The sequence below is a fragment of the Shewanella denitrificans OS217 genome (assembly GCF_000013765.1).
GTDB classification, from domain to species: domain Bacteria; phylum Pseudomonadota; class Gammaproteobacteria; order Enterobacterales; family Shewanellaceae; genus Shewanella; species Shewanella denitrificans.
In genome coordinates this window covers 2,279,474-2,291,160 of sequence record NC_007954.1, presented here as the reverse complement: position 1 = coordinate 2,291,160, position 11,687 = coordinate 2,279,474, and the positions used below count along the sequence as shown (strand labels likewise).

The 11,687-nt window shown below is 45.2% G+C and carries 13 protein-coding genes; all 13 read left to right on the top strand.

Annotation, left to right across the window (positions count from 1 at the left end; translation table 11 throughout):
- Positions 1-72: 72 nt before the first annotated feature.
- The 13 genes from SDEN_RS10095 to SDEN_RS19800 all read left to right on the top strand — a co-directional run bounded on the left by SDEN_RS10095 (position 73) and on the right by SDEN_RS19800 (position 11,660).
- Positions 73-423 carry a hypothetical protein gene (locus SDEN_RS10095; protein ID WP_011496373.1) on the top strand — a complete coding sequence of 117 codons (351 nt, stop codon included), beginning with the start codon at positions 73-75 and terminating at the stop codon, positions 421-423.
- Positions 424-628: 205 nt separating this feature from the next.
- Positions 629-937 (top strand): hypothetical protein, encoded by a 309-nt coding sequence (locus SDEN_RS20685; protein ID WP_041405758.1) that lies wholly within the window; start codon positions 629-631, stop codon positions 935-937.
- A 174-nt stretch (positions 938-1,111) separates the two neighbouring features.
- A complete protein-coding gene (locus SDEN_RS10085) occupies positions 1,112-1,330 on the top strand; it encodes a DUF4287 domain-containing protein (protein WP_011496372.1) in 219 nt (72 codons plus the stop codon).
- 43 nt (positions 1,331-1,373) lie between these two features.
- On the top strand, positions 1,374-1,724 hold the full coding sequence (locus SDEN_RS10080) for a VOC family protein (protein WP_011496371.1): 351 nt from the start codon (positions 1,374-1,376) through the stop codon (positions 1,722-1,724).
- Positions 1,725-1,883: 159 nt separating this feature from the next.
- Complete coding sequence (locus tag SDEN_RS10075; RefSeq protein ID WP_041405757.1) at positions 1,884-2,690, top strand: helix-turn-helix domain-containing protein; 807 nt, start codon at positions 1,884-1,886, stop codon at positions 2,688-2,690.
- Positions 2,691-2,733: 43 nt separating this feature from the next.
- A complete protein-coding gene (locus SDEN_RS10070; RefSeq protein ID WP_011496369.1) occupies positions 2,734-3,054 on the top strand; it encodes a glyoxalase in 321 nt (106 codons plus the stop codon).
- Between the two features lie 202 nt (positions 3,055-3,256).
- Positions 3,257-3,379: a hypothetical protein gene (locus SDEN_RS20945; protein WP_269571439.1), complete on the top strand. Its 123-nt coding sequence runs from the start codon at positions 3,257-3,259 to the stop codon at positions 3,377-3,379.
- A gap of 180 nt (positions 3,380-3,559) precedes the next feature.
- A complete protein-coding gene (locus SDEN_RS10065; protein ID WP_198134588.1) occupies positions 3,560-3,985 on the top strand; it encodes a DUF1643 domain-containing protein in 426 nt (141 codons plus the stop codon).
- Between the two features lie 390 nt (positions 3,986-4,375).
- Complete coding sequence (locus SDEN_RS10060; protein ID WP_011496367.1) at positions 4,376-5,263, top strand: IS982-like element ISSde7 family transposase; 888 nt, start codon at positions 4,376-4,378, stop codon at positions 5,261-5,263.
- A gap of 519 nt (positions 5,264-5,782) precedes the next feature.
- Positions 5,783-6,928 carry a tetratricopeptide repeat protein gene (locus tag SDEN_RS10055; RefSeq protein WP_011496366.1) on the top strand — a complete coding sequence of 382 codons (1,146 nt, stop codon included), beginning with the start codon at positions 5,783-5,785 and terminating at the stop codon, positions 6,926-6,928.
- Positions 6,929-7,036: 108 nt separating this feature from the next.
- Positions 7,037-8,785, top strand: a complete 1,749-nt coding sequence (locus SDEN_RS19810; protein WP_011496365.1) for a LamG-like jellyroll fold domain-containing protein — start codon at positions 7,037-7,039, stop codon at positions 8,783-8,785.
- Positions 8,785-10,263 carry a LamG-like jellyroll fold domain-containing protein gene (locus tag SDEN_RS19805; protein ID WP_011496364.1) on the top strand — a complete coding sequence of 493 codons (1,479 nt, stop codon included), beginning with the start codon at positions 8,785-8,787 and terminating at the stop codon, positions 10,261-10,263. The genes SDEN_RS19810 and SDEN_RS19805 overlap by 1 nt, the downstream gene beginning before the upstream one ends.
- Positions 10,260-11,660, top strand: a complete 1,401-nt coding sequence (locus tag SDEN_RS19800) for a LamG-like jellyroll fold domain-containing protein (protein ID WP_011496363.1) — start codon at positions 10,260-10,262, stop codon at positions 11,658-11,660. The genes SDEN_RS19805 and SDEN_RS19800 overlap by 4 nt, the downstream gene beginning before the upstream one ends.
- Positions 11,661-11,687: the final 27 nt, after the last annotated feature.

Sequence of the window (11,687 nt, the reverse complement as noted above, 5' to 3'; positions counted from 1 at the left end):
TGACGGGCTTTATCAGGAACGCCGTTTAATAAGACGTTAAAAATTTTAAAGTGAAAAAGGAGAAAACAACACATGATTAAAAAAATATTGGGTAAGTTATCTGTCGTGGTATGTTTATCATTGTACATTTCGCATGCATATGCAGGGCCAGGATATATACATGTTTCAGATATGAGTCAAGTGCATTACCAGTTAGTTGGTGATGGGAACGTCTATTTTAGAAATCTAAATACTTTTAACAATACTGCTACGGGCTGTTGCTATGCATTTATATTAGACACCACTACGCCTTATGGGAAATCTGCTTGGTCTGTAATTCTAATGAAAATGGCAACAAAAGCACCATTATCTTTATATGTATCGGATTACAATCCACCTACATCTGGAAATCCAGCAACAATTGATCATTTGGGTAATTGGTAATTTATAATCGGGTAGCCGGAGGTATCTAACCTCCAGCCCCCACACCACGCTGCATGCGGCTCCGCACAGGGCGGTTCATTTACTCTCTTTAATGAATGACCTAACCTAATCTTTCTGGTTAGCTTCTAGTTTCGAGAGTGAACTGCGATCCATCCATCACTTAGTGAATACCATTCTGCTTTTTATTCGAGCTTGGCATTACTCAATGTTAGCTTTATCTCTGGTCATCACTGAAGAAAGAGCCGAGCTTCGCCATGGGCCTTCGCGAGCAGACCCTGACAACTCACCTCTAGCCTACGTCTCATATGATGTTCTCGGCTTTGGCATCCTGCGTAGCCCTACCTCCACCATCCTTGGTGTCGTTGTTCATCAGCTCGCATTCTTCATCAGTAAACAGGCTAGCGGCTTGACCACCAAGGATGGTGAGAATGCAGATATTGCAGGAGCAATATATCTGCCCTTCAGACCAATCCTCACGGTAAGCCCTTGCCATTCGCTAGTCGTTAACGTTTAATAACAGTGTGTTATTTAAGCGGTGCTCTTCCTACAGAGCTTATGTATAATGGAAAGTCACCTCATTAGTTCATGCCCATGCTGAGCGCACACAAGTTGCTTACACAGAAATGTTACTCGCTTCGCTCCCAAAACGCTGATGAGCAAGGCGTTAGGCAGAAAAGGAGTTCGCGTCATGACCGAAGATGCAAAAATAAAAGGGCCAGCCTCGTACTTCCCATCAATTGAGAAAAAGTATGGGCACCCAATAACTCACTGGTTAAATTTGCTAGCCGCAGTAAACGGCAAGAAGCATATGGAAATGGTGGCTTGGCTCAAAACTGAGCATGGTATGGGCCATGGTCACGCGAACGCTCTCGTTGCGTATTACTTAGTTTCCGCTAAAAATCCCTAACAAATCGCCAAACATAAAAAGCACTCTGCAAAGGACTGATTCTATGAAGGTAATAAGGATTGTTTCAAATGTAGCGGCAGCAGATACAAATGAGGCCAATAAATTTTATGAACTTATCTTCAATCTCAAACTCATCATGGACCACGGCTGGATAAAAACTTTTACTTCTGGCGAAAAAATGGAGGTGCAGATTAGTGTAGCTTCAGAAGGTGGGTCGGGAACACCAGTTCCGGATTTATCTATAGAGGTTGATGATCTTGATACTGTGCTTAACAGAGTAATGACTAAAAACATTAAAATAGAGTACGGGCCAGTATCAGAACCTTGGGGTGTTCGTAGGTTTTATGTTCGTGATCCATTTGGAAAACTAATAAATGTGCTTCAGCATGTATAGCTCAACAATCACGCTATAACATATAAGGATAGGTCGCGCGTAGCCCCGTCCAACAAGTCATTAATCAAAATCAATTTAAAACGAGTAATTCTACAGACTCGTTAGATTTCTCGAGGGCTAGCAGTCAGGAAAGCTTATGTTTTGTATATCAGTACTACAATGTTGTTAGACTATAACCCGACTCAAGGAAAAGTCGCTGATGGCCGTGCCTATAAAACGCGGCAGCCATTGCCGCCGTTAAATCGTTGGGTGCAATCGTATTGGCAGCTCACTGTCTCCAAAGGCCAGTTTCAATACCATAGTGTGCCGGATAACTGCGTTGATTGGATCATCAATCTAGGTTGTTTCGACGACAACTTTTTTATTCCACCATTTCTCTCGTCTACTTTATTCCATATTGATGGCCCAGCGTCTTTTTTTGGCATTCGTTTTCGAATTCTAGGACATAAAGGCTTGATCTCTCTGCCTTTAGGGGAGTGGGGTGAGGCTGGAAGTGTAAAGGCGGAAGACTTACTACCTGCGGATATCGTTTACACAGTATTTGAAGCCATTGATAACGCAAAGAGCTTTGACAAGCGCTGCTATAGCTTGTCGGCAGTCATACTATCTGCCATAACGTTTGCCGACGTTGACCCTCGCCTAGCTCGTTACATTCGATACTGTTACGAAAATGTCAGCTCTAATCTTGACCTGTCAGATAGCCAGAGCTCTAAATTTGGTGTGTCTGCACGTCAGCTTAGACGGTTGGCCAAACAGCACGTTGGCTTGCTTCCCAAAGATTTTGGCAAGGTGCTAAGATTTCAGAGTGCTCTCAAAGCGATGAATGCACCGCAAAACAACAAGACCTACCTAGATTATTACTACGATCAGCCCCATTTTGTGCGTGAATTTAAACGTTTGTCTGGAGTTACGCCGACACAGTTCAGGAAAATGTCCGTTTTATACAATCATTACTCTTCTGAGTGAAGAATAATGTTAATTGCCTAATCAACGTTAAGAGGTTAATAAGATGATTGAAATAGACGCTATGTTCCCTGTGATGGTATCGGCAAATTTAGAAGCAGTGAAAGCATTTTATGAATCCGTGTTTGGTTTTAATGCCGTATTTTACGACGCTGACTTTTACTTGCATTTAGTGTCATCCAGTTCAGGTGTCCAGCTTGGCTTCTTAATGCCAGAGCATGCAAGCCAACCAGACTTTCTCCGAGCATTAATGTCTCCCGATGGCTATGTGATATCACTGGAAGTTAAAGATGCTGCTCACGCTTATGCTGAAGCACAAAAAATGAATTTGACAATGGCTATGGAGCTCAAAGAAGAAGTTTGGTGACAGGTACATTTTATGCTACAAGACCCAGCAGGTTTTCGAATCGACGTGGTCCAACACTTAGACGTTTCAGGTAACTAGTCAGAGCAAAATATAATCGGGTAGCCGGAGGTATCTAACCTCCAGCCCCCACACCATCCTGCATGCGAGTCCTTGCCAACACAGGAGTCACATATGCTAGCCTACGCCTCAGCCAGCATTGTTAATGAGTAAACCGGCTAGCGGCTTGACCACCAAGGATGGTGAGAATGCAGATATTGCAGGAGCAATATATCTGCCCTTCAGACCAATCCTCACGGATAAGCCCTTGCCATTCGCCAGTAGTTAACGTTTAATAACAGTGTGTTATTGAAGCGGTGATCTTCATACAGAGCTTATGTATAATTGAAAGTCACCTCATTAGTTCATAACTATGCTGGGCGTACACAAACACAGGCTCGCGACTCGTAAACTCGCGCGTGCTGTAAGCGTTATGTGCCTAAATGAGATCGAGTGTATGGAGCATAGAGTGATTAGCTACAAAAACATCGTAGATACAAACGCAATTACCATGGATTGTGATAGTAGTGGAGACACTACTTATAGATATTCCCTGACAGTTCCTTTTAATCGTAAAGGCGAAAAATCAGCATTGGTAGTTATGATGAATCCATCAAAAGCTACTGATAAGGTTTCAGATAATACGATTAACAATGTACTTACTCGAATTCATAACGAGTGCCCTGAAGTATCAAAAGTAACGATTACTAATCTTTACCCCCTTTATGAAACCTATTCAGATAAGTTAGAAAATCATAAGGTTCAAAGCCAGACCAACTTTGACAAAATGCGATTGCTCATGGAACAGAATGACTTTGTTTTATTAGGATGGGGAAAACCATCGAATAAAAGCAATAAAGCATTACAAAAATTAAATACCATGAGCATGCCCTAAAAGTTGTTGAAATGGTCCAATCTTTGGAACTTCCTGCTTTCGTAGTTGGTGATCTACGAAGTAACTTATATCCAAGACATTTAGGCCGTTTAAGTTTTGACCTAAAAATGTCCATAATAGACTTAAGTGAACTCATCATAAAAATTAACTATCAAATCAGCGCCTAATTACTAAAAGGCACTTAACGAATAAGGATAGGCCGCGCGTAGCCGCGTCCTACTTATGTTCTAGAATGAGTCAAGTGTGCTCTTGTTTACGAGAGTAGCCCGAGACCTACCTTTAATAGTGATCTTTATTAACTAACCTCAACTCGGGATAAAAAACTGAACTAATCGCCCTCTTTGTGATCAGATCTTTCGACCAAGAAGGAACCAATCACGCAGAGGGCTTATGGATAATTTAGTGGATGTATTTTGTGATGTCGATGATTTTTGTGCTGTATTTATGCCGCAATGGAAAAAACAATGCGTAACAGATGGCACGCGTAAGCGCCAACGTTCAAGCAGAATGAGCATGAGCGAAATAATGACGATTATCATACTCTTCCATACATCTCATCATCGTGACTTCAAAAATTACTACACTGGATATCTTGCTCGTTTTTTCAAATCTGATTTCCCCCACTTACTCAGCTATACCCGTTTTCTTGAGCTTATGCCGACAGCTGTCGTGCCACTATGCAGCTATTTCTCCAGCATCAGAAGTCTACCTACGGGGATTGAATTCGTCGATTCGACCAGTGTAAAGGTTTGCCACAATTTGCGAATTCCACGACATAAAACGTTATCTGGCCTTGCTCGTCGCGGAAAAGGGACCATGGGGTGGTTCTATGGTTTCAAGCTTCATCTCATCGTTAACCATAAAGGGGGGATTGTTGCCGCCAAAATTACTCCAGCCAATACCCATGACACTAAGCCTGTTTCAGGCATGGTGGTGAATGCTATGGACAAGCTGTATGCGGATAAAGGCTATATCAGTAAAGCGTTGGCAAGCGAGCTACTTGAGCAAGGCGTAACACTAGTAAACAATGTTCGCAAGAACATGAAAAAGAAGGTTTTATCACTGTGGGATAGGGCAATGCTTTCACGAAGATTTATTATAGAAACGATCAATGATCAGCTTAAGAATATCTCACAAATCGAGCATTCGAGGCATAGAAGTGTGCATGGTTTTATGCTGAATATGATTGGCGGTTTAATTGCCTATCAACTCAAAGAGAGTAAGCCACAACTTAATATCACAGATGTCGATTTCAGTGCGATTTCTGTTATGGCTTAAACCGATCTCAGGTTAACTAAATAGCAGATCGAAGATACGATCTGTGTGGTGTGATGTTACATCGTCCACTTTTCGGTAATCAGGAGGGTGTTCATAATTCAGCAGATCCCCTTAGCGCCTTTGGCAATTATTTATACCATTTGATTTAAATTTATTAATTTCAGTGCTTTAATGAAACTCTCATCAGTATAAGCTAAGCCATTATCCTTATTGTCATGTTCAAGGTTAGGTTGCGGGTATTAAGTTTACCGTTCGTTTTACTACGTCCATGAAACGCATGGCATGTTGGCAACAAGGGCAGCAGCGGGTCCTGTTATCTCAGTTATTGGTGATGGATTTATCTTGTCTATGATCCTGAGTTGGGGGCTAAACAAACTTACATATGTTTGATGCCAGAAGGGCTGCACATAAATTGAAAGCAATCAGTACAATATGCATGTTAATTTTATGTTGCTTTATGTTGATTAATGCTTTTGGATATAGTACTTTCTCATCATAAATTTTTACGATTTGGTCTATATGGATATTTCAAGGAAGATTGAGCGACTTGAGCTTTTTCTAGAGCAGGATAAAGATAATTTGAATTTAATGTTAGATTTAATTTATCTTTCATTAGATGCAGGTTCTATTGATATAGCAGAAAATTACCTATACAGGGCCCAACAACAGCACCCAGAATCCTCTCAATTAATTTACTTATCGGGTTTAATTAGCTGTCAACGGAAAAACTTTGAACAAGGATTAATTACATTCAATTCTTTGCTAAGTGCGGGTGTTCGTTCTGCTAGTATTTTATATCAAGCTGCATATTGTAATATTCAATTAGGTAACCCAGAGACGGCATTAGAGCGACTTATTCACGCAAGTGAGCTATCACCAGAAACAGAAATATTGTACCTATTAGCCCGTACTCAATATCAACTTAAAAATTTTGAACTTGCAGTTTCTACATTAACTGCTCTCGCTGATAGCGATGCTAAGTATGCCCCCGCCCATAGTTTACTTTCTCAGATATATATGGATATAGAGCAGTGGGCAGATGCACAAGCGTCAGCGGCTAAAGCGTTAGCGTTAGATCCTAACAATGTGACTGCCAATATAACGATTGGGTTCATAACGTTAAATTCAAATCAATATGATCAGGCTGCTCGTCACTTTTCTCAAGCCTTGAATGTCAATGATGAGAGTTGCCGCACCCATTTGGGGCTAGCCATTATTGATGTTTTCCAACAAAGGTATGTGGAAGCCGAGCAGCATTTGCTTAAAGCTTTGAGTCTGCAAAATGATTTATTACCAGGGATTAACTTACTCGGCTGGCTCTATTTATTAACAGACAGGTTTGCCTTGGCAAGAGACGTTTTTGATAGGGGTGTAGAAGTCGACCGTAGTTATGCTGAAATGTATGGTGGTATTGCTATTGTCGATATATTAGAAAAAGATGAAACAGCGGCGCGAAAAAATGTCGCCATTGCACTGCGTTTAGACAAAATGAGCTATGCAGGCAATTTTGCAAAAATTTTACTTTTACAAAATGCTCAGCGCTTATCTCAAGCCGAAAAAGTGTGGAAAAATTTGATCTCATCACCAATAGATGACACGGGTAAGACCTTAGAGCAAGCCGTGATTGAACAAATCAGGGCATATTTAAAAGTCACCCTTCATTAAAAGCATCTTTAAATTTAATTACATTGACAAGAATTCTTCTTTCTGAGGAATGGGCAGCTTTTATGTAAAAGCTGGTGTTTAAATCAGGGTTAAAGGAAAAACTCTCTAATGAAAAATAAAATAGCACTCGCTATGGGATTAATAGTTGTGGGTATAAGCCCACCTCTATTTGCTGATAGCATGAAAACTAGCTATTCGTTTAATCAAGCTAACGGTTATCCGGGTAATGGTGAGCAAAATAGCAATGGTAATAAAGGTTACTTCCCATTATCGGGTAATGGTCAGTTTATTACAGCAGGCCGTTCAGGGCTAGCGTTAGCCCAGGATGTGATGGTTGTTGGCGGATTAGCCCCCTTTAATAAAGATACACCGTTAACGGTTTCTTTATGGATAAAGCCTACTCAAGATGCCGCTGGTGGCACCATTTTATCCAGAAAACACAGCGAAAATGGCCAAGGCTTTAGCGTCGCATTTGATTTTGATATGAATCTGGAATTCACACTCGTCGATGAATTTGGCGGCTCAATTTCAGTGGCCACCTTAACCCCAGTGAATGTCGATCAAATGTGGCATCATGTTGCCGTTTCTTATAAGGGTGATGCGAATGCATCGAATATGGCCCTATATATCGATGGTCAAGTGACTGAATTAAAGCTGTCTTCAAATAGTTTGACCGGCCAAGTTGAGACCTACCATCCCTTAGTCATAGGTGGCAGCTCGTCATATACCCAAGCACTCGCTGCAGAAATCGATGAAGTGTATTTAGTGCCTCAGAACTTTAATGCTGAGCAAGTGACGTGTCTTTATCAATTGAAAACGGATTGTGCTTACAGGCCAACCACAGGCAAAGAGGGCCCTCGAGGCCCCATAGGTGAGCTTGGGGAGCAGGGTGATAGAGGTGCAACCGGAGTGAGCGGCCTAGCGGGCGATGTGGGCCTCAAGGGTAACGCGGGTTTACCAGGGCCAGTAGGCCCACAAGGTCCTAAAGGGCCTCAAGGTTTCACGGGACCTACTGGTTTAGCCGGAATAGATGGCTCAGATGGTATTGATGGCTCCGATGGCACCAATGGTGCACCTGGTGCTCAAGGTGCTGTGGGTGATAGCGGCATTCAAGGGCCACAAGGTTCAAAGGGATTGCAAGGAAACGTTGGGCCTAAAGGAGCTAGCGGAGATCGTGGTGCGCAAGGTGCCATGGGTAACCAAGGCGTTGCGGGCATCAAAGGCTCTCAAGGTGCGCAAGGACCCACCGGTTATACCGGTGGTGCGGGTGCGGCAGGACCTATTGGCAATAAAGGGCCAACAGGACCTACTGGCAATGGAGGCTTGCAAGGTATTCCTGGAGGGCCGGGAGATAATGGACCAAAGGGTTACACAGGCCCCGCAGGAGATAATATAGCAGGCTATCAGGGTGATAAAGGGGCAACTGGGCCTGAAGGACCACGTGGCAGGCAACCGAGTGAAAGTGAGTGTAGCGGTAGATTTATGATGGGTTCTCCAGAACCTTTACTTAAGTCTATGGCTTCTTTGACACCTAATTTAGCTATGACTGTTAAAGGAGAGGCGTTGTTAGAGGTCCAGCCTGAGTTAGATGGTGTCATTGATGCTGGGTTTATTTTATCAAAAGCTATGTATACCAGCGAGACAGGCCTAGTACATATTAATCTTAATGTGCTTGCCGTTGAGAATAAGCAGGAGGCCGACGGTTTCTTCTCGGCGTTAGATGCAAGCGATCAAGCTGTGCACGATTTTATTGTAGATATATATACACAGAAAAACTTAGATAATCGTTATGCCGCCGAGATTAACACCATATTAGCAATGCCTTCTCCGCTTAAAATTGAAAAAAGGGCTCAATAATGAAAAGGATTTTTCACTCTCTAACCACAGTCGCCCTCTTGGGCTTAAGTTCAGCATCGGCCGTCGCATCAAACTGGGATGCCCATTGGTCCTTTGCCGGCCATGGTAATGACAACTTTAATGGTGCCCATCACGGTGCCTTCCCGCTAAGCGGCACTGGTAGTTTCGAATTCGGCAAGCTTAATCAGGCCCTTTATTATGACATTCTTAAAGTGGACTCCTTGAGCATTCAAAAAGCGGCTGAGCCTTTCTCTTTGTCCTTCTGGGCCTTGAGAGAAACCCGTGATTATGCCGAGACCTTATTCTCTAAACAGCAGTCGCCATTCAGCGCCGGTATGTCGGTCAGCCTCGATGGTGCCAATGCCATAGTGGTGGATATTCGTAATGGTCAAGGCGGCAGTATCAAGATAAAGAGTCAGCAAGTCTGGACCGATATGAATGATTGGCATCATTTAGTCGTGACCTACAATGGCTCAATTCAGGCAGGTGGCATTAGTTTGTACCTTGATAATCAACGGCTTGATGTCGATGTTATCAGTGACAACTTAACCGGAGACATAGGGGCAAGTGACCCTGTCGTTATCGGTGCTGACAGCGAAACTAGCTACGCCACCTTCAACGGTGCCATCGATGAAGTCTATTTAGGCAGCCGCGCCTTTAATAGCAGTGATATCGAGTGTCTGTATGCGCTGAGAGACAACTGTGTCGATCCCATTAGTGACGAGCCTCCAGTGATTGCCCCTCAAGGGCCACGGGGCTTTGAAGGCCCCGCTGGGCCACAGGGTCTACGGGGGGCAACAGGCTCGCAAGGTGTTAAGGGAGCGAAAGGCCCAATTGGCGACCCAGGCGTCAAAGGCCCGCAAGGCTCGCAAGGCAGCAAAGGCGATCTGGGCTTGAAGGGCCTAACAGGCATCACAGGTAATCCAGGTATTGATGGCCGTAATGGCCGTGATGGTAAAGATGGCAACGCGGGCTTAATGGGCTTACAAGGCCCAGATGGCCTGCAAGGCCCTAAAGGAGTCCGGGGGGATACTGGCCCGATGGGACCACAGGGCGATCCTGGACCTCAAGGCTTAAAAGGGCCGACCGGCGCCAAGGGCGTCACGGGCGCCACTGGTGATGCTGGCCCACAAGGCTACGCTGGTGCAGCAGGTGTGGTCGGTGCAGATGGTACTCAAGGCGCTAAAGGCGATAAAGGACTAACTGGAGCAACCGGACCTACTGGACAGAAGGGGGCAACAGGACAAAAGGGCGGACCAGGTGATAGAGGGCCTCATGGCGTAGTTATTAAGGGGCCGAAAGGCGCCGAAGGTGATCCAGGAGCAAGAGGGCCGCAAGGATATTCTCGATATTACCAAGAAGGTTTTTCAAATTTTAGCACGGAATTAGCAGAGTCCTCAACGAAGGAACTGAGTCCGGTTGAGCTATATAAGGCGATGAAAGCAGAGCAAACTATCCAGGACGGAGCAATAAAATGAAGCTTAAAACACTACTAATAGCCCCTGCATTGTGCATGATGGTGACAAGCGCCATCGCCAGTGAATTTGGCGCCTATTACTCCTTCGAAGGCCAAGGCAATGGCTTTAAAGATATTTCAAGCAATGATAATAATGGCTACTTTCTAAACTCAGCCGAAGGCACTTATACCATGAGTGGCCGTAATGGCCTGGCATTAGAGAAGGATGTATTGGTTGTGGGCACCATGCCATCCCATAAGAAAGACATGCCGATTACCGTGTCCGCCTGGGTTCGTACCTCAGAACTTCAAGGGGTACACCCGTTAGTGTCCAAGCTAGATGCCATCGGCAACCAGGGCTTTAGCATCACGGTTTCCCCCCAAGGATTAACCTTCAGCTTAATGGATCAGGCATTGGCGGGGATCACGGTATCCACCTCAGGGCTACCGTCATTAACAAGCTGGACCCATGTGGCAGTGACCTACAGTGGCAGTGGCAAGGCCTCTGGCGTTAAAGTCTATGTGAACGGTTTGGAGCAAACCACAACCACGCTTGCTGATAATTTGGCCTTGCAAACCAATACCTTTGCCCCGCTTTATATTGGCGGCTCTATCAGAGAGCCGGCACCGTTTCCCGGTGCAATCGATGAAGTGTTAATTGCCCCTACGGCTTATTCAATTGGTCAAATTGGCTGTTTGGCCACTTTTGGCAGTGATTGTGCTTCGGCCATCGGCCTAGGCCCTCGTGGTGAGCAAGGGGCACAGGGACCTAAAGGGCCTGCGGGCATTATGGGAGAAGCGGGTCCTCGCGGCTTACAAGGCGCAACGGGAGATCAAGGCGCCATGGGGCCAGCTGGAGAAGCTGGCCCTCAAGGGCCCCGTGGGGATATTGGCCCGATAGGCAACCAAGGTGTCAAAGGCGCCAATGGTGCCAATGGCAGCGATGGTGTTAATGGCCTAGCCGGTGCTACTGGGGCGAAAGGCCCTCAAGGCCGCGTGGGCGCGACTGGCCCACAGGGTGACATAGGCGCAACCGGCCCTAGTGGTCCTAAAGGGGTGACAGGCCTAAGAGGGGAGCAAGGTGATACTGGTCCTCGAGGGGATGCTGGTGCTCAAGGCCCAGTCGGTGCACGAGGCAGCACGGGTGCTACCGGTGCGAATGGCCGCAGAGGCATAGATGGGGTTATAGGCGATCAAGGCAATCCTGGCGCGCAAGGTAGTCCAGGGTCAAAAGGCGATAACTCGACTGTAAGAGGTGATACTGGAGCTAAGGGCTTAGCGGCGACGGAGTTTTATTCTAGCGCAGATCTGCATAGCTTGCGAACTCAACTGAAAGGTGATACTGGGGCTGTAGGACCGACAGGCCCGCAAGGCTTTGTGGGGCGATGCATCTGCTCAGGCCGTCGCTGCAATCTTTAAGCAATACATTGATACCAGTAAACTAGC